This is a genomic window from Bacteroides luhongzhouii, assembly GCF_009193295.2.
Taxonomy (GTDB): Bacteria; Bacteroidota; Bacteroidia; order Bacteroidales; family Bacteroidaceae; genus Bacteroides; species Bacteroides luhongzhouii.
In genome coordinates, this window is the sequence record NZ_CP059973.1 from 2,642,681 (window position 1) to 2,666,078 (window position 23,398).

At 43.0% G+C, this 23,398-nt stretch carries 14 protein-coding genes; 4 read left to right on the forward strand and 10 right to left on the reverse strand.

The annotated features are described in order from the left end of the window. Positions 1 to 31 precede the first annotated feature (31 nt). Complete coding sequence (locus GD631_RS09450) at positions 32 to 4,408, reverse strand: hybrid sensor histidine kinase/response regulator transcription factor (protein WP_143257996.1); 4,377 nt, start codon at positions 4,406 to 4,408, stop codon at positions 32 to 34. Between the two features lie 475 nt (positions 4,409 to 4,883). On the opposite strand from GD631_RS09450, the gene mnmL reads away from it, so the two are divergent. From mnmL to nagB, 3 genes are read left to right on the forward strand one after another with little or no spacing between them, the layout of a single operon-like run. Beyond that, complete coding sequence (gene mnmL, locus GD631_RS09455) at positions 4,884 to 5,864, forward strand: tRNA modification radical SAM protein MnmL/YtqA (RefSeq protein ID WP_185911614.1); 981 nt, start codon at positions 4,884 to 4,886, stop codon at positions 5,862 to 5,864. A gap of 55 nt (positions 5,865 to 5,919) precedes the next feature. Beyond that, entirely contained in the window at positions 5,920 to 7,116 is a 1,197-nt protein-coding gene (locus GD631_RS09460) for an FprA family A-type flavoprotein (protein ID WP_143257997.1), read from the forward strand. Between the two features lie 51 nt (positions 7,117 to 7,167). After that, on the forward strand, positions 7,168 to 7,980 hold the full coding sequence (gene nagB / locus GD631_RS09465; RefSeq protein ID WP_004301540.1) for a glucosamine-6-phosphate deaminase: 813 nt from the start codon (positions 7,168 to 7,170) through the stop codon (positions 7,978 to 7,980). Between the two features lie 92 nt (positions 7,981 to 8,072). Here nagB and GD631_RS09470 read toward each other — a convergent pair whose 3' ends face one another. The 4 genes from GD631_RS09470 to GD631_RS09485 all read right to left on the reverse strand — a co-directional run bounded on the left by GD631_RS09470 (position 8,073) and on the right by GD631_RS09485 (position 14,262). Continuing rightward, complete coding sequence (locus tag GD631_RS09470) at positions 8,073 to 8,687, reverse strand: L-threonylcarbamoyladenylate synthase (RefSeq protein WP_143257998.1); 615 nt, start codon at positions 8,685 to 8,687, stop codon at positions 8,073 to 8,075. Between the two features lie 19 nt (positions 8,688 to 8,706). Beyond that, the gene (locus GD631_RS09475) at positions 8,707 to 11,235 is read right to left on the reverse strand and encodes an AsmA family protein (protein ID WP_143257999.1); all 2,529 of its coding nucleotides are present in this window, start codon (positions 11,233 to 11,235) and stop codon (positions 8,707 to 8,709) included. A 219-nt stretch (positions 11,236 to 11,454) separates the two neighbouring features. Next, complete coding sequence (locus GD631_RS09480) at positions 11,455 to 13,449, reverse strand: tetratricopeptide repeat protein (RefSeq protein ID WP_143258000.1); 1,995 nt, start codon at positions 13,447 to 13,449, stop codon at positions 11,455 to 11,457. A 27-nt stretch (positions 13,450 to 13,476) separates the two neighbouring features. After that, positions 13,477 to 14,262 (reverse strand): Cof-type HAD-IIB family hydrolase, encoded by a 786-nt coding sequence (locus GD631_RS09485; protein ID WP_143258001.1) that lies wholly within the window; start codon positions 14,260 to 14,262, stop codon positions 13,477 to 13,479. A 68-nt stretch (positions 14,263 to 14,330) separates the two neighbouring features. On the opposite strand from GD631_RS09485, the gene GD631_RS09490 reads away from it, so the two are divergent. Then, positions 14,331 to 15,500, forward strand: a complete 1,170-nt coding sequence (locus GD631_RS09490; protein WP_143258002.1) for a MalY/PatB family protein — start codon at positions 14,331 to 14,333, stop codon at positions 15,498 to 15,500. A gap of 269 nt (positions 15,501 to 15,769) precedes the next feature. Here GD631_RS09490 and GD631_RS09495 read toward each other — a convergent pair whose 3' ends face one another. The 5 genes from GD631_RS09495 to GD631_RS09515 are packed head-to-tail and all read right to left on the reverse strand — an operon-like array spanning position 15,770 to position 23,310. Continuing rightward, a complete protein-coding gene (locus GD631_RS09495; protein ID WP_185911615.1) occupies positions 15,770 to 18,538 on the reverse strand; it encodes an alpha-L-rhamnosidase in 2,769 nt (922 codons plus the stop codon). Continuing rightward, complete coding sequence (locus GD631_RS09500; RefSeq protein WP_143258003.1) at positions 18,535 to 19,938, reverse strand: rhamnogalacturonidase; 1,404 nt, start codon at positions 19,936 to 19,938, stop codon at positions 18,535 to 18,537. The genes GD631_RS09495 and GD631_RS09500 overlap by 4 nt, the downstream gene beginning before the upstream one ends. Further along, positions 19,935 to 20,537, reverse strand: a complete 603-nt coding sequence (locus GD631_RS09505; protein WP_143258475.1) for a DUF4450 domain-containing protein — start codon at positions 20,535 to 20,537, stop codon at positions 19,935 to 19,937. The genes GD631_RS09500 and GD631_RS09505 overlap by 4 nt, the downstream gene beginning before the upstream one ends. Then, the gene (locus GD631_RS09510) at positions 20,488 to 22,023 is read right to left on the reverse strand and encodes a glycoside hydrolase family 28 protein (RefSeq protein ID WP_143258004.1); all 1,536 of its coding nucleotides are present in this window, start codon (positions 22,021 to 22,023) and stop codon (positions 20,488 to 20,490) included. Before GD631_RS09510 ends, GD631_RS09505 begins: the two co-directional genes overlap by 50 nt. 48 nt (positions 22,024 to 22,071) lie before the next feature. Next, positions 22,072 to 23,310, reverse strand: coding sequence for a rhamnogalacturonan acetylesterase (locus GD631_RS09515; protein WP_143258005.1), 1,239 nt, complete (start codon positions 23,308 to 23,310; stop codon positions 22,072 to 22,074). Positions 23,311 to 23,398 lie beyond the last annotated feature (88 nt).

Below are 23,398 nucleotides of genomic sequence, written 5' to 3' on the forward strand. Positions count from 1 at the left end.
GGGGATTATCCGGTAGAAAAGGAGGATTTCTTCACTTTTTCCTCTCTTTATATTCTGATGGTGTAATTCCTATCACTTTCTTGAAGCATTTGCTGAAATACTTCGGATCGTTGAATCCCGTCATATATGCTACCTGCGAGAAGTTGTATTCGTCGCTGTCAATCAATTGGACGGCACGTTTGATACGTATTTCCCGTATAAAGTCCACTGGTGTCAGTCCGACGATTGATTTTAATTTCCGGTAGAAGATGGTACGGCTAAGCATCAGTTGTTCCGCAAATTGGTCAATGGTTAGTTCGGCATTGTCCATCTGTTCTTCCATGTAAGCCATTACTTTCTCCATAAATTGCTCGTCGTACGGAGTAATTTGTGGTTGCGAAGGAGTAAGAAGATCTGGAGAAGAGGCAGTCTTTCCTTCCATCAGCCTATTCATGTAAATTTCCTGCAATGCTTTGCGCTGACGCAGCAGGGAAGCGATACGGGTTTTTAGATAAGTGGCACTGAAAGGTTTGGTGATATAATCGTCAATACCTTGTTCCAATCCGGCGATGCGATCGTCCAAAGAAGCCTTCGCAGATAACACAATGATAGGTATATGGCAAATATTATTGTTCTCTTTGATTTGCCTGATCATCTCTAAACCATCCATCACAGGCATCATGACATCACTGATAATCAGATCTGGCAAATTGTCAACAGCATGCTGCAATCCTGCTTCACCGTTGGAAGCTGTTATCACAGTGTAGTTCTCCGATAGGATGTTTTTCAGAAATGCTTTCAACTCTTCATTATCTTCTACCACCAATATGGAGAAACCATCCGAATTATTCTCGAGGTCTTCTTTTTCCTCCACCTCTTCCGGCGCTTTCATGCTATCGACCGGATGAGGCGTTGAACTTTGGCTGTCGTTCAGGATAAACTCTACCTGCACATCTTCTTCGAAAACCTCCCGTTGTAAAGGTAAACTTACTGTGAAACGACTGCCTGCTCCCGGCTGACTGTCTACTGTAATAGTGCCATGATGCATTTCCACCATCTCTTTCACCAAAGACAATCCGATGCCGGAAGAGGGTTGCAGAATATTCTGTTTTACCAATGATTCGAAACGTTGGAACAACGAATGTTGTTTTTCTACTGCAATTCCGATTCCTTCGTCTGCCACCTCTATCTCTATCATCTTTTCTTTCGTCGTAATATTGACTGTTATTGATTTATTGGCAGGTGTATACTTGAACGCGTTGGAAAGCAGATTGAAGAATATCTTTTCAAATTTATCTCTGTCCACCCAGCTATAAACCGATTGGATGGTAGAGGTCAACTGATAGTTTATGTTCTTTTCTTCGGCTATCGATTTAAAGCTACTCATCACCTTTTGCAAAAGTGGAATCAAATCGGTCTCTTCAATCAATAGTTTCATCTTTTGATTCTGAATCTTACGAAAATCCAAAATCTGATTCATCAGCCGGAGCATGCGTTCTGTATTCTGATGTACCAAAGTCAGGTGTTCACGGGCGGAAGGAGAGAGGGGTTCATTCTCCAGGATTTCTGTCACAGGACTACTGATTAATGTCAGCGGAGTGCGTAACTCATGAGATATGTCAGTAAAGAATCGCAGTTTGATATTTGCTAATTGTTGCTCCATATCGACTCTGTGACGTAACCGGTAGATGTAAAACAACACATATACGATACTTGCCGTGAAGAGTATAAACAGAGTGAAATAGAGCAGCCATGCCCAATATGTTTCCCAAAAGGTGGGGAGCACGTGTATTTGCAGAGTTCGTACATTGTCTACCCAAACTCCGTCACTGTTTGTTGACTTTATCTGCAACTGGTACTTGCCGGCAGGCAAATTGATGTAACTTGCAGAACGGTTATTATCAGCTTCATTCCATTCATCCTCTAGCCCTTGCAGGCGATAGGCGTATAGAATCCCTTTCGGGTTGACGTAATCAAGTGCAGCAAACTGAAAAGTAACATTCCTTTGTGACGGCTTCAGTTCCAGTTCTTCCAGATCGTCGATAGAATGAGCGGTGGAATGTCCTTGAATCTTGAGTCCTGTAAATACAATTGGAGGGACATAGCCACTCTTTCGCATCTTCTCCGGAGAAACTTCCAGAAAACCTTTATCAGTTCCCAATACAATTTGATTGCGGGCATTGATAATAGGAAGAGCTTCGGAAAAATTGAAATCCTGGTAGATGGAACTCAACTCATAATTCTCAAATGTTTCTTTGGCAGGATTGAATTTGGAAAGTGCAATTTCCGAAACAACCCATAGTTGATTCTGCGCATCTTCAATCATCGATAGTGCCAAGTCGGAAGCCAATCCGTCATTCTTGTCATAGTTTTTGAATTGGATATTCTCACTAAGCAGATGGGGAGATATCACTTTGTTTATGCCTCCGGTAAAGCTAATCACATAAGTAGTTTTATTTTTGTCTGTATAAATGTGCATGATATCGTTGGCGTTAAGGCTGTTTTTATCTCCCGGCCTGCGGATATTCCGGTAGAATTTAATCTCTTCCAGACGTTCGAAATTGTTCGAGAATGTAAGCAATCCATTAGTCGTTCCCACTAAAATAACTCCTCCCGGAGCTTCAGCGATATTACGTACTTTCATTCCGTAAGCTATGGGATAGTTTCTTAATTCATTATTACTATGGATAAATGAGGTCTTTCCATCTTTAGTTTGTGTCAGCAAATTTAACCCGCCTCCATAACACCCTACCCAGATATTATTGCGACTATCCTGAAAGATTGTATAAATGCTGTTGCTGCTTAAACTGTAAGGATCATTGGGCTGATGCTCAAAATGGTGAATAGAGTATTGATTTTCTCTTGCTTTTTGGTTTGCTTTTATCTTTTGCGGGACTCCTGTTCTTTTTAGTTGGAAGAGACCGATATCTTTTGTCCCCAACCAGATATTTCCCTCTTTATCCTCTAAAATAGAATATACTCCATTGAAGAAGGCTTGCTTTTCTTTTGTGATATTCCCTTGTTTGGATAAGTATCCTACCAGGCTGCCATCCGGTGCAAATATTTGAATATAATTAGACTTCGATGCTGTCCATAAACGATTATGGCTGTCTTGCAGGAATGCCCGTGTTTCCGCTTCGTAATCAGTCAAATTGAATTGATAACTTTGTGGAAAGAAACATAACTTTTCTACGCCGCGTGCTGTCGCGAACCAGCAGTTTCCCTGATTATCCAATGTATAATACCTGACTAACGGGCTGAAAATGGATTTGGGATTATTGATGTCCGTAAGAAGCGGTTTGAGTGTTCTTTCTTTTCTGTCATAATAGCAGAAGTTTCCTTCTGTGGGGAGTAGCCATAGGTTTTTGGCATTATCTTCAAATATAAGTTTGCGACTTTTGCGTCCATGCTTGATAATTTCATCTTTGGGAGTGAACAGATGTTCTTTCTCATTGGCCACTAGATTAAGACGGACGATGCCAGGATCTTTTGAGAAGACCCAGATCTCTCCTTGACAGTCCTGATAGACAGATTCTACAAAGTTAGAAGTTTGTGTAGCTGTGCGGATATCTATTTGCTGGAAACTGTTCTTTGGAATAGAATACAATATCAGTCCATTGTCTGTTCCCAATGCCAGTATATCTTTCCCTATCGTAGTAACATTGTTTATTTTATCGTGCGGATAAGGAATATCTACGAATTTCAGCTTTTTAGTATGAAAGTCATACCTGGCTAACTTATCTTTCTCTGCGATCAGATAGATCGTTTCCTTTATTTGAGTGATAAATTGAAAAGGAAAGTCAGTATCCAATGTTTTCTTCCCTATGATGGAAACTCCTTTGTCCGTCAATATCCATTCGTCTTCTTCAGAGTCTTGATAAACGTTAAATATCTGGTCTCCTTTCAGGTTGTGATTCGAAGTTGCATAAAGTGTGATACCTTCTCCTTTTTTACATAATTGCTCGTCCACTCTGAATGCATATCCATTTTCACAGAGAATCCAGGCAATGCCTTTCTCCAACGAATAGATACGTGTAACATAATTACTTTGTTTCGTGGAAAGTTCAATAGGTTGAAGAACATCAATAAACTTCTCGGACTCTACATCAAAAAGACAAGCTTGCCCATCGTAAGTGGGGCACCATATATCTCCGTATTTGCTTTCTGAAATAGTTCCCATACGATTACTTCCGAATGCGTATTTACTCTCTTGTGAAGTTTTGTAAGTCTTAAACGTGTATCCGTCAAACTTGTTAAGTCCATTCCAGGTACTGAACCAGACAAGCCCTTTCTGATCCTGTAATATACTCATCACTACTCCTTGAGCAAGACCGTCACTCACCGAAAAATGTTTTACCTGGCAGATGGGTTGGGCAATTAGAGTGAGCGTTATTGTTAGAAAAAGAAATAAAGTATGGAGCCGTTTCATAGTAGTTGCTTTAATGTTTATAGCAAAAATAGATAAAACAATGCAGAATAGAAAGCGCGATAAATGGTTTGAACGAATAATACCCATTTTTGCTTATTTTTTCCTCTTTTTACTATATCGTATTGATCTCTCTTCGTTGTTTTTGAAAAGTGAAAAGAATAATATTCATTAAAAAATCCTCTTTATAATCTTATTCAGAATATAAAGAGGATAATTTTATTGACAAGAGTTGCATGGGGTATGGTGAGATGAAATCATAAATTGGGGAATAAATTGCACAAGACTTTCACAAGTATCCTCCTGCCAATGCCTAAAATCATAACAAAGCTAATTAAATTGTTTTTTGAATCGCAATGTTTATTAATTTATCTTATAGTATTTATGATTTTTTTAATATATTGAAGATATTTTGTGCCAACTTTCCATAACTCGCTGATTTTGCTTATGTTTGTAGGTAAAATAAAGAAAGAAGTGAATGAACATGTCTACGCAGCTATTATATAATGATTTTCCTACTTTTTTGCGGAAATATTTTCCTTACAAGGTACAAAAGATTTCATTGAACGCAGGTTTCACTTGTCCTAATCGTGATGGAACAAAAGGATGGGGCGGATGTACATATTGCAATAACCAGACTTTTAATCCGGATTATTGCCGGACAGAGAAATCTATCACTACCCAATTGGAAGAAGGTAAATACTTTTTTGCCCATAAATATCCGGAAATGAAATATTTAGCCTACTTTCAGGCCTATACCAATACGTATGCGGAACTGGAAGGCTTGAAGCGTAAATATGAAGAAGCGTTGACGGTAGATGGGGTAGTGGGGCTGGTGATAGGTACACGCCCCGATTGTATGCCGGAGAGTTTGTTGCGTTACTTGGAAGAATTGAACAAACATACTTTCCTTATGGTTGAATATGGGATCGAAAGCACTTGTGATGAAACTTTAAAACGCATTAACCGGGGGCATACTTATGCAGATACGGTGGAAGCCGTCCGGCGGACAGCCGCCTGCGGTATCCTGACAGGTGGACATATCATCCTCGGACTTCCGGGCGAAACGCATGATACAATGGTGGCGCAGGCGGAAAGCCTTTCCGACCTGCCTTTAGCTACACTCAAAATCCATCAGTTACAGTTGATTCGTGGTACACGAATGGCACACGAATATGATGAGAATCCTGTTGGCTTTCATTTGTTTAGCGAAGTGGAGGAATACATTGATTTGGTGATTGATTATGTAGAGCATCTCCGTCCCGATATAGTTGTGGAGCGTTTTGTTTCCCAATCTCCTAAAGATTTATTAATAGCTCCGGACTGGGGATTGAAAAATTATGAATTTGTAGCGCGTTTACAAAAAAGAATGAAAGAAAGAGGTGCTTATCAAGGTAAGAAGTATAGGGATTCGGAAAAAAGGATTATTTTTGCAGACGATAAACTTGCCACTGAATAAATAGCTGTTTGGGCGGAATATAGATGGTGGAAGAAATATTAAATGGATTTGAAGAATGGAACATAAAACAAGAATTAAAGGAAATGTCCACTATGTGGGAGTGAATGACCGTAACAAGCATAGATTTGAAGGGATGTGGCCATTGCCCTATGGAGTTTCATATAACTCTTATCTGATTGATGATGAAATGGTGGCATTGGTGGATACGGTAGATATCTGTTATTTTGAAGTCTACTTGCGTAAGATTAAGCAAGTGATTGGCGAACGTCCCATTAATTATTTGATTATAAACCACATGGAACCGGATCATTCGGGATCGATCCGACTGATTAAGCAACATTATCCGGAAATTATTATCGTGGGTAATAAGCAGACATTCGGTATGATTGAGGGTTTCTATGGGGTAACCGGCGAACAATATTTGGTAAAGGAAGGTGATTTCTTAGCTTTGGGACATCATAAACTGCGTTTTTATATGACTCCGATGGTGCATTGGCCGGAAACGATGATGACTTTTGATGAAACGGACGGCGTTCTTTTCTCCGGCGACGGATTCGGATGCTTTGGCACTGTAGATGGCGGATTCCTGGATACGCGGATCAATGTGGATAAGTATTGGGGAGAAATGGTTCGTTACTACTCTAACATCGTAGGAAAATACGGAAGCCCTGTGCAAAAAGCTTTGCAAAAATTGGGCGGACTACCTATTTCTGCCATCTGTTCTACACATGGACCGGTATGGACAGAGAATATCGCAAAGGTAATCGGCATCTATGACCGTTTGAGCCGTTATGACGCAGACGAAGGCGTTGTTATTGCTTATGGAAGCATGTATGGAAATACGGAGCAAATGGCGGAAGCTATTGCTGAAGAGCTTTCGGCACAGGGTGTTAAGAACATCGTTATGCATAATGTGACAAAGAGCCATCCTTCTTATATTATAGCGGATATCTTCCGTTACAAGGGATTGATTATCGGTTCTCCCACTTATAGTAATCAGATATTCCCGGAAGTGGAAGCGTTGCTTTCAAAGATTCTGTTGCGTGAGGTGAAGGGGCGTTATTTGGGTTATTTCGGTTCTTTCACGTGGGCAGGTGCTGCGGTGAAGCGTCTGGCAGAGTTTGCGGAAAAGAGTAAATTCGAATTGATCGGTGATCCGGTGGAGATGAAACAGGCGATGAAAGACTTGACTTATACTCAGTGTGAAAATCTGGCACGTGCCATGGCGGATCGTTTGAAGAAAGATCGTTAAAACTGTGAATGAGATAATAATTTATTAACTAACCTATAAAACAATCGACTTATGAGACTTATTATTCAGCCGGACTATCAGTCCGTATCTCTGTGGGCTGCACATTATGTTGCTGCTAAAATAAAAGCTGCCAATCCAACCCCTGAAAAACCATTTGTATTGGGCTGCCCCACCGGGTCTTCTCCTCTGGGTATGTATAAAGCTCTGATCGACCTGAATAAGAAAGGAATCGTTTCCTTCCAGAATGTGGTAACATTTAACATGGATGAATATGTAGGATTGCCGAAAGAACACCCGGAAAGCTATTATTCTTTCATGTGGAATAACTTTTTCGGTCATATCGACATCAAACCGGAGAATACGAATATTCTGAATGGTAATGCTCCGGATTTGGATGCAGAGTGTGCACGTTATGAAGAAAAGATCAAGTCATACGGTGGCATCGACCTGTTCATGGGCGGTATCGGTCCTGACGGACATATTGCGTTCAACGAACCGGGATCTTCATTGACTTCACGCACTCGTCAGAAAACATTGACGATGGATACCATCATTGCTAACTCCCGTTTCTTTGATAATGACATCAACAAAGTTCCCAAGACTTCTTTGACAGTGGGAGTGGGTACTGTGCTTTCTGCAAAGGAAGTGATGATTATTGTAAACGGTCATAACAAAGCTCGTGCTTTGTATCATGCAGTAGAAGGTGCTATCACACAGATGTGGACAATCAGTGCATTGCAAATGCATGAAAAAGGTATTATTGTTTGTGATGATGCTGCTACGGCGGAATTGAAAGTAGGTACTTACCGTTACTTCAAAGATATCGAGTCTGCTCATTTAGATCCGGAATCTTTGATTAAGTAAGCATAAAATTGATTCTATAAAAAGAATGGGCTGCATCAGTGTTGAATTGATTGCAGCCCATTTTGTAAGTTAGAGATAGCTGTCAGTGGGAATTAATTCTCTTCCAGCCAGCCTTTTCCCTGTCGGACGATTTCCAGTTCGTTGTCCGTACATTTCACTACCGTTGAAGGTTCTATACCTCCGATACCGCCGTCGATGACCAGGTCGACGATGTCACCGAACTTTTCATCTATAAGTTCGGGATCTGTCATATATTCCAAGTCCTCATGTTCTTCGTGGGGCAGTGTGGTGGTCATAATGGGAGCGTCCAGCAGGCGTGCGATTTCACGGATGATGTTATTGTCCGGCATACGGATACCCACTTCTTTCCGGTTGCGGAAGATTTTGGGTAACCGGTTGGTTCCGTTCAAAATAAAGGTAAATGGCCCCGGAAGATTATGCTTCATCAGTTTGAATACATTATTGTTTACTTTCGCATATTCGCTGATACTACTTAAATCATAACAGATGATAGACAGATTGTTTTTTCGAGGGTCTATTTCTTTAATCCGGCATATCCGTTCTATTGCACGTTCCTTCAGACCATGACAGCCGATGGCGTACATCGTATCGGTAGGATAGATGATAAGTCCGCCATCATTCAGGATATCGATGATTCGTTGCAAATCCTGCGGATTGTTATTTTTGTCATATAACTTCAGAAGCATAACTTATCCTCCTTCACTCTTATTTGAGTTTCTTTTTTAAGAAATCCAGTGCCTTTTCCGCAGCTTTCTCTGTAACTTTTTGTTTGATTGAGTCTTTATTGGCGGTAGCGGCAGAGTCCAGTCCGAGTTTCTGCCCGAGTTTGCTGATTGCTTCATCCGCTACGGCTTCGACAGCTTGGTTGGCCATGCTTTTGGTATCTACGCTGACTTTCGGAGAGGTGAACGAACCTCCGATTTTCAAGTCAAGAGTCATTAACTTAGAGATATTGCCTACGGATGCGGGCAGTTTCACTTTACCGGAATAGTCGATGGTTTGATCGAGTCCTGTGCTGCCGGAAAGATTCAACGTATAGTCTCCCATTTTTATATCAAATGGTTTGGTTTCTACGCGTCCGTCTTTGATGGTGAAATCCAATGTCATGTTTTTCACTTTCATGTCTTTCAGACTTGGTTGTTTCACGGCATCGGCTATCTGGTCGATTGCTTTTACTCCGCTTAAACTAAGGTCGCGCGTGGAAAGGCTACCGTCACCTTGCATTGTATTCAGTACGGGGCTCATGGCTGCATCCAAATCTGTCAGGACATTGATGCTTCCGGAGAAATTACCTTTCAGGTTTTCGAAGATAGGAGCCATTTTCTGCACCATATCCAGCTCTTTGTAAGCTTGCGCAAAACCGATATCGGTGAGCTTGAATCCGGCTTTCATTTCCGGCTTCTTTACGTTGGCGGTGGAGTAATAGCCGTTCATCACGACATTACCACCCATGGTGTTCATGGAAAGGTTTTTCATATCCACTTTGCCATCTTTTACAACAAGTTTACCATTCATATTATTGAACGACATCTTGTCGAATAACACCTGTTTCAGGTTGGCGTCCATTTGGAAGTCGATGTTGCGGGGAACCTCAACAATGCCTGTGGTAGCTGTAGCTACGGAGTCGGCGGACGCAGCTTCTGATGGGGAGGCTTCATCGGTAGAAGCGGTTATGAAGTCGTTCAGATTGAAGTAGTTGGAACGAATATTCAGATTTCCTTTCAATGTAGTTCCTTTCAATGCATAACCGATATAGTTTTCAAACTTGCTGTCGGCTGTGATATCGTTCTTTCCGATGTTGACGGTTGTTTCACTCAATTGGAGGTATTTCGGGGTGAAGGTGAAGAGTGACTTTTTGATTTCTACGTCCGGCATATCCTTCATCTTGAGTTTCATGTCCGTCAGTCTGATAGTACCTGAAGCTTGTATACGCTCGTATTCTTCTTTTTCGATAGATGAGAGGCGTCCCGACATTTGCATATCAGCGTCGATAGTACCGTTCAGTTCCATGTCTCCAAGCGGGTAGACTTGTTTGATCATGCCTAAGTTGAGTACTCCTTTCGCTTCTGCTTTAAAATCAGGATCGCTGACCGGTGTTTTTACATTGGCGGTCAAGCTGAACGGATTTCCGGCAAGGCGGAAACTGAACGGATTGATGTTGACTGTAGTCTGGTCAATATTTCCTCCGGGATTCTGGACGTTGGCACTGATGTTGATTTGATCTACTCCTGCCGGTAGAGCCGGATAGCGGAACATGGCATTCTTGACTTGCATGTCAATATTGAATGCGGGAACGGTATCTCCTTGCAGGATACCTTTGGCCGTTGCGGTAAGTGTTGCAGTTCCGTCTGTTTTCAGACTGGAGAATTCTGTGGCGTAAATGGCGGGAATCAATGACAAAATTTCCTTGAAGCCTATATCATTCGTGTTAAGTTTCAAGTCCATGTCAATAGCTGGGTCTTTCAAAGCTACCCAGCCGTCGATACCTGCTTGAATGGCGTTGAGGCGGATGGTGTTGTCTTTTAATGTGTATTTGTTGTTGACAAGGTCGGCATCTACGTCCATTTTAGCGGAGATATTGGCATTTGCCAGGAAAGGGATTCCATTCATCTTGTAGGTGAGTGATTTAGTTTCCGCTTCCAGTTTCAGAGTGGTATGTTCGCTTCCTAAGTCTCCGGCGCAGATAGCGTTGAAGTCGCGGATATCAGCATACATTTTACCTTGTTGGTCGTCATAAATCAGATTCATGTTTTTGATAACAAAGCGTTGCAGTTTCACTTTGAAGGGAGAAGATGTTTCTTCTTCTGTAACAGACGTTTCTGCTGTTGCTGCTGTATCCGGTTTCATGATATCCCAGTTGGCACGTCCGTCCGGTAAGACAATAGCATGTAACCGTGTGTCTTCAATAAATATTTTAGAAATATCGTAACCGCTATCTCCGAAAAGAGAGAATAAGTTGACTGCGGCGGTAACTTCTCCGGCTTGTACAAGAGTGTCATTGGCAAATTCACCTGTACCCTTCAGCCAGAAATCCTCGAGAGTGACAGAAGCCTGTGGAAAATTGCGGAACAGACTAATGTTAAGGTTCTTAAAGTCAAATTGTGCGTTAAGCATCTTGTTGCCTTCTGTTTTTACAATGTCGGCTATCTTTCCTTGGAAGGCGAAAGGAAGAAGGAACATCAAAATGATAATTACTCCTACGGTGATAGCTGCGATTTTCAAACCTTTTTTCATTTGCTTCTATTTTAAGAGTTTGATATATTACAAAGAACAAAACTAATAAAAGTTTTTGATATAGAGGGAGAAAGAAGTTATTTTTAGGGAAACTGTATCTAATTTAATTTCATCTGGTGCAGTTTTGATTCTTTTCACCACAGAAAGGAATTAAAACAGATCTAAGTTGTTTTATTAATTTCCGTACTGAAATGAAAATTGATATATTGATTACCTGGGCTATTTTTTCTTTCTAAGTTCTTCCGCAATTCTCCATTGCAGGGCGGCTTCTCCTTCTTTGCCGGCTTTTAACAGGGCGTCTCCGAAAAGTTCGTGTGCGCCGGCGTGTTCGGGTTTCAGGCTGGTGGCTTTGTCCAGGTCGGCGATGGCGCCTTCTGTGTTTTCTGTTTTTAGTCGGAGCTTTCCACGGTTATAGACTGCTTTAAAGTTTGCAGGATGGAGGTTGACAGCGGTGTTGAAACAGTTTTCAGCGTCGAAGTACTCTTTGTTGTTGAAGAGTGTGATTCCTTTTCTTATCCAGGCATCTATGTAGTTGGGATCGAGGCTAAGGGCTTTGTCGTAGTTGGCGAGGGCGGCACGTATGTCGTGGGCTTGGGTGACACATTCGTTTCCCATTAACAGATATTCGTGGGCGTATTGTCGTATACGTTCCTGTTGTTCGCGCATCTGTTCTTTGAGTTTTTTGTTTTGTTCTTTCAGTGTATTGATGATGCCGAGTTTGCGGCGGATCAAACGGCGGGGAACAGGTTTCTCAATATCGTAGCGGGAATGGATGGCACGGAAAAACTGTTCCAGACATTCTTCCATATCCCCTTTGTCGAAGGCGCGTGAGGCTGCGACATATTGCACATCGGCCTGTGCTTGTTTCAGGGCTTTGTCGATGGCTTGGCGGTTGTTGAAACGTCCGGCAAAGTTGACGATTTCGGGGCGGACGAAGACATCGGCACGGTTAACAGGCTTTTTGAGCTGGATGCCATCCAGTGAGGTACAACGGCTAAGTGCTACGTATGCTTGTCCTCCTGCAAATACACCACCTGTGAAGTCGATGACTACACGGCTGAAGGTCAGTCCCTGACTTTTATGAACAGTGATGGCCCATGCTAACCGGATAGGGTATTGAGTGAAGCTGCCTAACACTTCTTCTTCTATTTCTTTTGTTTTTTCGTTGTAGTGGTAGCGGATATTTCGCCATGATTCCAGTTTTACGTCACATTCTTTTCCATCGTCGGTGATGACGTAGATAGTTTCTTCTTCCTCATCAACTCCGGCAATGACACCAATCGTACCGTTTACCCACCTGCGGTCAAAATCGTTTTTGATAAAGATGATTTGCGCACCGGGTTTTAACACAAGCTCTTGTGAAGTGGGCAGACTGCTTTCCGGAAAATCTCCTTCGATAACTCCTTCAAAAGTAATGGGATCTCCGGGGAGTTCTGCTAATTTCTTTTCATTAATGGCGTCGACCGTATCTCTTCGGGTAGCGAGTGTGATGTACATATCCGCTTCAGATTCTTCAATCTGGCTTCCGTAGCGGGTGTTGAGTAGTTGCAAATCTGCAGCTCCGGCAGTATTGGTGCGGATATGGTCGAGGACGCTGACAAATACAGGGTCCGTCTGTCGATATACTTTTTGAAGTTCGATAGAGACCAGGTCTATTTGTCCGAACACTCTGGCAGAAAAAAAGTAAGGAGTGGGATAGAAGCGGTTCAAAATTTCCCGCTCATCGTTCTTCACGACGGGTTCCAGTTGGAAGACGTCACCCACCAATAAAAGTTGTTTTCCACCGAATGGTTCGCGAAGATTATGTGAATAAACTCGTAAGATACGGTCGATGGCATCAATGATGTCTGCGCGTACCATGGAGATTTCGTCGATAATGACCAGTTCTATTTGTTCCAGCAACTTACGATGTGGCTTGGTGTATTTGAAGAACTCGTGAATACGGCCACGTTGGAGACTTAAATTAGGATCATCCGGCAATAACGGATAGAAAGGTAGTTTGAAGAAACTGTGCATGGTACTTCCACCGGCATTGATTGCGGCAATTCCGGTCGGTGCAAGTACAACATGCTTCTTCTTGGTATGCTCGCAGACATAACGCAGGAATGTAGATTTCCCCGTACCAGCTTTTCCGGTCAGAAAGACAGATTGACGGGTATATTGAATCAGATTCAGTGCATCTTGAAATGCTGTGTTATCAGTATCTACGCTCATTTAGCACGTTGACGTATTTGCAAATTATTAAATGATTCCGAAATGTTTCATTGCCTTACTTATTCCGTCCTCGTCGATGGGAGCCGTGACATAATTGGCGGCAGCTTTCACGTCTTCTTTAGCTTGCCCCATGGCCACCCCGATGGCTGCGTGGCGAAGCATGCTGATGTCATTTCCTCCGTCTCCGAATGCCATCGTTTCTTCTAGTTTAATATCGAAGTAACGGATCATTTCATCAATTCCTTTCTGTTTGGTATCTCCTTTTGCCGTAACGTCTGCAAAGGCAGGATACCAGCGTCCTATCTCGCAGGTAGGGATGGACGGGCGGATTTCTTTTTCTTCTTCCTCCGTGATAAAAGGAGTCATCTGTATAATTTCCTTGCTTGTTGCTTCTTCAAAAGATACAGTAGGGATCACATTCACATGCAGAAAATCGTAGAATATCTTTTTCACCATATCATCAGGTTGGCAGACAGAGATATGATGTTCTTCTACGAAAATGCAGGGAACACCTTTCTTCTCGCAAAAAGCTGCCATTGCTTTCACTTCTTCCTGTGGTATGGCACTTTTATAAATAACCTGTTCACCGACAAAACAATAGGCTCCGTTCATGGTTATATATCCATCGATAAGGTTCCGGTCCTGCAATTCGGAAAGATTGTTGATAATGGCTTTCGGGCGTCCGGTAGCGATAAATATCTTTAGCCCTTTTGCGCGGGCAGCTTCCAGCGCCTCGATGGTAGAAGACGGTATACGGTGAGTTTCAAAACTGACCAGTGTTCCGTCTATATCAAAAAATAAAGCTTTCGTCATAAATTCCTTTTTGAATTGAGCACAAATGTACTACTTTTGTCTCACATAACATAAAAACATTATGCTGTATGAACTATAATTTTGATGAAATAATAAACCGTAACGGTACAGATTCTGTAAAATGGGATGCTGTAGAAAGTCGTTGGGGACGCAATGACTTGATTCCAATGTGGGTAGCTGATATGGATTTTCGTACGGCTCCTTTTGTAATAGAGGCTTTGAGAAAACGCCTAGAACATGAAGTGCTCGGATATACTTTTGCTTGCAAGGAATGGTCGGAGTCTATTGTTAATTGGCTAAAGGAGCGTCATGGCTGGACGATCCGCGAAGAGATGCTGACTTTCACTCCCGGTATTGTCCGCGGATTGGCTTTTGTTATTCATTGTTTTACGCAAAAAGGTGATAAAGTAATGGTCATGCCTCCTGTTTATCATCCTTTCTTTTTGGTAACGCAGAAGAATGAGCGTGAAGTAGTATACAGCCCATTGGTACTGAAAGATGGACAGTATCATATTGACTTTGACCGTTTTTGCCGGGATGTACAAGGATGCAAACTGCTGATTTTGAGTAATCCCCATAACCCGGGTGGACGCGTATGGACGAAAGAGGAACTTTCTCTAATAGCTGATATCTGTTACGAAAGCGGTACTTTGGTGATCTCTGACGAGATTCATGCCGACTTGACCTTACCTCCTTATAAACATCCTACTTTTGCTTTAATTTCGGAAAAAGCACGAATGAATTCACTTGTCTTTATGTCTCCGAGCAAAGCATTCAATATGCCGGGGTTGGCCAGTTCTTATGCAATTATTGAAAATGACGAACTTCGTCATCGTTTCCAAAAGTATATGGAAGCAAGTGAATTCAGTGAAGGACATCTGTTTGCTTATCTTAGTGTAGCGGCAGCTTACAGTCATGGAACAGAATGGCTGGATCAAGTGGTAGCCTATATTAAAGGAAATGTGGACTTTACAGAAACATATTTGAAAGAACATATTCCTGCCATTAAAATGATTCGTCCGCAAGCCTCTTATCTTATTTTCCTGGATTGTCGTGAGTTGGGACTCAATCAGAAAGAATTGAGCCGGCTTTTCGTAGAAGATGCTCATCTTGCATTAAATGACGGAACAACATTTGGCAAGGAGGGGGAAGGCTTTATGCGATTGAACATCGCTTGTCCGCGTGCCGTGTTGGAACAAGCATTGAAACAATTGGAACAAGCAGTAAACAATAGATAGATTTATTTATTTATTTATTCTCAACTGTACTTATCCCTATGAGAAAAAATACTCATACCTATGAGAATATATTTCCATTGGTATGAGAATCTTTTCTCATAGGGATGAGAATAATCTCTTGTCTGCATGGAATGAAACAGCGTTTATAATCACTTGTCTACTAGCTTGTAACTACCTGAAAAGGTTGATTACTTTTCTTCTTATCTCTAGCTTCAGTTGACAAAGTGCGTTGCTTATCCCTAACGAGATATTTTCCTCTTTTTCAATCCTTACTTCTGTATAAAATCTACCGGAATCAATCGTACTTCACTATTCAAACCAGAAGGCATAGGAGCCCAATGCCCATAATTAGCCGGACGATATCTTAAATCTACAATATTGATTTCCTTGAATTTGCGCCACTGCACTCCCTGTCTGTCCAATTCTGCAATCCGATTCGCAGGGAGGTTAGTGACTTCTATCTCGATGTGGTTTTTTCCAGGTTTCAGGAATTGCCCTACCTTAAGCTGATAAGGCACTGCCCATACACAGCCAGCTTCCTGTCCGTTGATTCGGACACGGGCACTTTCGCGTACGTCTCCCAAGTCAAGAATCCAATTGTCAGCTTTCAGAGCAGGCAACTCAATATCCAAAGAATACACGCCAGTTCCCATATTTGTTTGGGCTGCCGGATGATCTATGTTTGTCCATGAACATGGACGGTCTATATTAAATGTACCTTGAATTTCCGGTTTACTTTCAGCAAAGTGCAATTTCCAGCCACGATCCAGGCGGAGACTAACGGGTTGTTCTTTTACATACTTCCACGGCTTGGATGCCTGTAAAGGTTGTCGGTATGTTTGCAGGATGATAGACTCGCCCGATTTTAATTGTAGATAGACTTGTGTCTTTCCGTCTACCTGACGTACTTTCGCTTCTCCACATTCTCCGGTCATGGGGTTAAAGAGAGCGGCTGTTACGGCATTTGTACCTAAAGTGATCCAACCATCTACTCCTTTGTTTTGCAATGAAGAGATAAAGTAATGATGTCCTGTGTCATTTACTCTCCGAATGGTCTGTAACCCGAATTTTGTTTTCATTTCTTCCGCAGGGATATTGCAACTGGCCAATGTACGTGCATAATCCGTTCCAGTGATAATCTTACCTTTCCCAATCGGAGTAACGGTTGTTTCTGAAAACGATACGGCAGGCAGATTTTTCAAAGTCTGTTGATAACTTTTCCGTTTCTGTTCCAACTGACCATATCCCGACACATCTGTCGGATAGTTTTCGAGGAATACAATGGTAGCTCCTTGCTTGGCTAGTTCATAAAGATGTGCCAGCACATCACTCGGCATCAAGTGCGCAGCAGGTACTACCAGTGCTTTATAACCAGTGCCTCCCGATGTAACTAACCGTCCGTCTTTGAAACGGGTACTGCGAATAAAGTTGTCAGAGATATAATCCCCGTCATATCCGCTATTATTAATACGATGGATAGCATTGATAAATTTGGGAGCGAGTTTATCCATGTGGTGGATGGTGAAAAGTAACAATCGTCCCGGTTGCTCGTTCCACATATCATATACCGGAAGGTAAATCAGGAAATCATTATCCGGCCGTCCCATTTGCAGAAAACTCTGGCAACGGGTAATGTAATTGAAGAAAGAAGGAGCATCACGCCAAATACTATTTGTCGGGCTCATATTGATAGAAGCATAGAACAACCATCCGGGCCATTCAGCTTCTTTCGGAGAATAAGGAGTACCGTGGAAAAACATATGATTGACTCCGGAAACAAACATCAAATCCATATCCGGTTTACATTGCGACAGGGAAGTACGGAAATGCTCTGTCAGCCATGTAAATGTCTCGGAAGAAGTATATGTTTTTCCTGCAATGTGAGCTGCAGAGGAGGCATATTTCAGCATAGACAGGTCTGAATCATTCTTTTTGGTCAATGAATCCTGACGCAATCCTTCGATATGGAACTGCGACAGTCCGAAACCTTCACATTCCGGAATATCCACAGAAGCATAAATATCAATCAGATTACCGGGCGAACCATGTGCCTGATTACGGGTGATACTACCGTTCTTGTGTGCCCAGTCTGTCCATTGATGACTGAAGTTCTCCAATAAGAGGTCGGAAATGGTTTCCCGGTAATCCGACACGATGCGTTTGCTAACTTCCGGACGGTTTGCATCCAGAAACTCGGAGAAATGTTCTTCCAGTTTATACCCCCGTCTACGAGCGAACTGTTCCAGGAAATCATCCGTCCAGTCAGCTTGATAAACTTCGTATGAATCGTTGAAGAAAGTGTGTGGATAACTTGTCTTGCTACTTTTGAAAGCACGGTCAAAGCGGGAAAGATAGTTCTTTACTGCCTTTTTCGAGAGATGATTCATCACATAGCCTTCTCCTCCCGGAGCTGCCCGTTTCACTTTCTGCCTTGTTTTTCCGATGTAAAGAGCGATCACTTTCCATTTGCCGGCAGGCGCTTTCCATTGCAGCTTGTCTTTTTTGACGTGAGCAGTCAGGTTGATACATTTGCCTTTCTCATCGTATGCCATCACCCGGCTTAGTACGGAAAATGGTTGTTGCTTGGGATCGGTCACATTGATATCCTGTTCAATCTCTTTGCCGCCCTCTATTTCGTATGTCTGGAAGATAGCCTTGGTAGCCGCATCTTCGATACTGACTTCAGGTCCGCCAAAAGGCCATCCGGTTCCGGTGTTCATATCAATCTCAATACCCGTACGTTTTCCTTCCGCCTGTGTATGCTTAAGCACTTCCATCCAGCGCGGAGAAAGGAATTGAATTTCATTCGCGTCATTGCCTTGCACCCCGTAGATAGGAGTAATTTCTACTGCTCCCATTCCGGTACGTGCGTATTCTTCCAGATTATACGTCAGATTTTTTTCGTCTACGGCACTTCCCAGCCACCACCATCTGGCACCGGGACGTGCTTCCACCGGAGTGTCCGGCCATTGTTGTGCTTGCATTACTCCACCTGCGGCGAGCAGGCAAAGAACTATCAATTGTCTCTTATTCATCATTCTTTCGGTGTGTTATAGTATTCTATGTTTTCTGCGTCATCAGTTACAAAAAGCGGTCGACCGTCCGGCTGTTCAAAGTGGAAGCGGATGCCGTCGAAAGTAATGTTCCGTGCATGGCGGATATAAAACCCTTTAGCGGGAATAGTGCCGAACATCCAAGGTTCGGGATATACTTTCTCCTGTTCGGGCGGAATACGTTTACCATCTTCTTCGCTATATCCTCCTTTATAATAGAGGTGAATATTTCGGAAAGTTACGTTTTCAATACATGCACCCGGCACTCCGCTGATGATGGAAGAATAACGGCTGTCGGCATTCCAAACGTTGATATTGCTGATGAGAATGCGTTTCATGGTGCCTACAGGTGTACCTTCGGGGCTACGCATACGTGCCCCCAACCGGAGGAAGATAGGAGCGTTGACAATATTCCTCATCGTTATATTGTTGATAACAATATCTTCCAGATGTCCTCCGTCTACAGTTTCCAATGCCAGTCCCCTGCAATGTTCAAAGATACAATTAGTAATCGCAATATTGCGGAAGCCTCCACTACTTTCTGTTCCCAGTTTGATGCGGCCGGTGCGGTAACCATGATCGGGGGCTTGCGGTTCATCCAGTTGCCAGGTACCATCCAATACACTTCCTTTATCATAACCGCTTACGTAACAATCGCTGATTGTTACATTTTCCGTATCTTGGAAACATCCTAAACCGTAGGATGCTTTTAGTACAATGGCATCATCCCAAGGCGAGTTCACCGAGCACTGGCTGATACGCACATTCCGGCAACAATCGATGTCGAATCCATCCCGATTTGTATCTACTTTCAGATTCAGAATAGTCAGATGATCTACTCCTGTAGCCAACAGGGCAAAATGTCCGCAATGCAGCATGGATAAATCTTTCAGAGTCACATTTCTACACTCCTTCAAGCTGATAGCTTTATTGCCTACACCCGGCAGACGGCTTTCCTCCCGAGTCAGCCCTTTGCCGTAGATAAGTCCGGGGCCACTGATCGTTATGTTCTCCAGCCCGATTCCCCAAATTAAGGAATTCTTCCAGTGGCTGTGCCCGAAATCCTGATATTTGTTATGTTCATTCGGTTCGGCACTATCATATCCTTCCTCTTTTCCGGGGAAAGCGGCAAGAATACACGCACCTTGTTCCAGATACAAATGAATGTTACTTTTTAATCGGATAGAATAACAGGCATATTTTCCGGCTGGTAGGTAAACCGTACCCCCTCCGGCTTTTGCAGCTGCTTCAATCGCATGATTGATAGCAGGAGAATCGATGGTTTTTCCATCCGCTTTGGCTCCAAAGTCCTTAACGTTATAAATGGCTGCATGTATATAGATGCAACCAATTAACAGAGTGAATAATAAATAAGCTCTTTTCATTTTTTGTCGATTTGGGCAAAAATATCCGGTAACATATAATAGTTGTAATCCGCTTTTTCATTCTGTTCGTAGAAACAGAAGTAAAGTCGGAGTGGCTTAGTGACCTTTTCTTGAGAGAGGGTAGGAGATAAATTGCAACACCCGGTCAATACCGGTCGGTCTGTCCGTTTGCCCGATTCGTAAAGCATCAGGGGAGTTTCATCCTTATGTCCGTTGCTCAAGCGAATATCATCGCTGGGAGTAACAGCCTGTAAAGTACGTAATTTCATACTTTCTCCATAATAGCAAGTGAAAGCCTGTCCTTCCACACTGAAGACATTGATATCCGAATCCGGCTGGCAATCGCCGAAGCTCCAAAAGAGTTTATCCGCTTTTGATGTGGAAGTTACTTCTACTTCCAGGATAAATCCATGACTATCGGGCAGAGCTTTCCATTGGAAATGGATCCCTTCTACTTTTTCTTTAGGTTTCAGCCAGTGACTTTCATTTCCCTTTGATATTCCCAGCCGGAAAGTACCGACAGGCGGAGTCAGGGATTGTGCCTGTGCATCAATGAGCAAGATTCCCAGCAGTACGGTGGTCAGGAGCTGTTTCAGCATAGTTGAAGTGGATATTACTTTGTTCATTTTCCTTTAGTTCAATAGCGTTTTTGTCTTTCACATCCAATGTGATTTCAGACAAATTGAAGTTTTTTGTATAGCAGATTTTCCCCGGTTTATTGGTCTGCGCTTCGATGGCATAAAGATAGAAATTTTCCAGACGTAACGAGTCATTCCAGCCGGAAGCAGAGATAAATTCATCTACATTTTCTGCTTTGATTTTCGATACATACACATTGCGGAAGCGCGGATAACCTTTTTCGGGTGGTGTTACCGGAGTCAGCATCACTCTCCAATGTTCCGGAATATCTTTCCCTTCATACTCTTTAGGTAATACACTGTAGCTGTAACTGGGATTCCAGTTCAGATCCGCAGCCAGTACGTGGCGGACGTTTTTAGCTTTTACATCAGTCATATAGATATTTTCTATCGTTCCTCCGCGGTTCATGGCACTCTTTAACCGTAGTACAGCCGAGGTGCCGACTGCTTCAAGATTGTATCCCAATATATTCCGTATGCTGCCGGAGGTTTCACTGCCACAGGTGATGAGGCCTGCACCTTTGCGGGCTATACAGTTGCGTATTACTACATTTTCTGTGGGGAGATTGACACGCAATCCGTCTGCGTCACGTCCCGATTTGATACAAATATTATCATCATTGCAATCGACATCGCAGTTTTCAATCAGAATATTAGTGGACGAGTCGATGTCGATGCCATCCGTACTGGGGCCGTGTCCTCCCAAGTTATTATTAATGACCAGTCCGTCTATGGTACAGTAATTGGAATAAAGAATCTGGCATCCCCAAAAGCCTGTCCGCATCAGGGTGAATCCTTTGAGGGTAACGTCCGAACTGCGTTCCACGAGAATACCCCGTACACGTTTGCAGTCGTAATCTACAATCCAGCGTAATCCTTTCGCTTCATATTCTTTCCGCATTTCCCAATATTTATCCCAAAAGACTTTGCCCTGGCAATCCAGCGTTCCCTCTCCACTGACGGCAGCATTCTTTTCGTTGACAATGTTGATCACTGCTGCCGGCCATGTCATCTCAATACCTGCAATTCGCGAGTGGAATTCAGGATAGTGATGAATGTGAGGACTAGCCAGTAGAGTCACTCCCTTATCCAGTTGCAGGTTGACACCGCTTTTTACGAACAATGCCCCTGTCTGATAATATCCCGGTTGAAGGGTGACCGTGCCTCCGCCGGAGACGGAACAACTGTCGATTGCTTTCTGGATAGCCTCTGTGCTGAGCACCGTGCTGTCTGCTACTGCGCCAAAAGAATTAGCGGATAAAATAAGACTGTTTCCGGGCATTTGCCGGCTTCCTACACTGTCAGCCCATGACAAATCCGGTTGTTGCGGTACTTGCCCCCATTCGAAGCTGTTGCTTCCTGCCTGTTTGGCCGTTGGGGTGACGCAAGCTGCTGTCAAAAGTGTGCCTGCCAATAGGAACAGGGGAAAGATGCTTTTGGTTTTCATATTTATCTAATGCCTGATACTTAATACTTAATGCCTAATACTTATCTCCTAATTTCCGTCCGGTTTCTCTATTTCTGTGAAAGGTGATTCGTTCCAGTGGAAAGTGTTCACATCATCTGGGTGTGCCGGGTTATATGCCGGGTCTATTTTCAAGTGTTTGGCTAACTCGGGTACGGCTTTCTTCATACCTTCAATCACACACTGGGCTATCTGATAAGCGCCGTAGGGGTTAAAGTGGGTATTGTCTTCAAAAGCCTTGGTCTGTCCGGGATAAGTCCCTGCCGGATAGTGTACGAAGGCACGTTTGGATGTTTCCGTGCCTAATGCTTCATATAGTGTCCGAGTCATTTCGTTGAGGTCAATCAAAGGAATATTTTCTTTGGCGGCCAGCCAGCGCATAGCCTCCGGATAATCTTCATGTGTATCGCGGATATGTCCGGTTGCGTCAAAACTCCGGCGTTGGGTGGGAGTAACCAGTACGGGGTGTGCTCCACGTGCCCGCGCTTCGTCGATGAATGTTTTCAGGCTGGTCATAAAAGAGTAGTAAGCTCCTTTTCCGGGACCTTTCTGCTTCTGATCGTTATGTCCGAACTCCATGAAGAGATAATCGCCTTTCTTCATCTGACTCAATGCTTTTTTCAAACGTCCTGCTCCGATAAAAGTATTGGCCGATTCACCGGATTCCGCATAATTGGCGATACAAACATCTGTTCCGAAGAAATGGGGAATCATCTGTCCCCAACTAGCCCAAGGCTCGTTGTCCTGATCGACTACCGTACTGTTACCGCACAGAAAAACAGTGATAACCGACGGATCGGCAGGCTCGATACGGATACTTTGACACACAGGCGCATCCCCATTAAATTCCAATGTCAGTTTATCATCCCAGTTCAGTTTGGCTTTCTCACGGGGCTTGATTCGTACATATTCTTTTTCGGAGATACGAGGGGTACGCTTATTGATGATAAATGTTTCGTCTACGAATTGTCCTTTTTTAGTTGGCAGGTTCTCAATAAATAACCGACGTGACTCGCCTCTTACGGTGGTCACTCCTGCTTGTTTTTTACTTCCCAGGCGTACGGTAACTTTGTAATTTCCGTCTGGAACACGGACAGAGAAGAAGAAAGGTGCTTTACTTCCTTTCTCGGGTGTGGAGGTGAGGTCGTATCCATATCCCGTCTCCTCGCTATATCGGGGGGCGTCCGACAGTTGGTAGGTTCGGGCTTCTTCTTGGGCATTGACGGTTATTGTAGCCAAGAGTAGTAAGCCTATGATAGTAGTTTTCATTATAAATAATATGAATGTATATTGTTTATGGAATTTAGGCACGGATTACGCAGATTTTACGTTTTTTTAGAATTACGCACTCTATAAA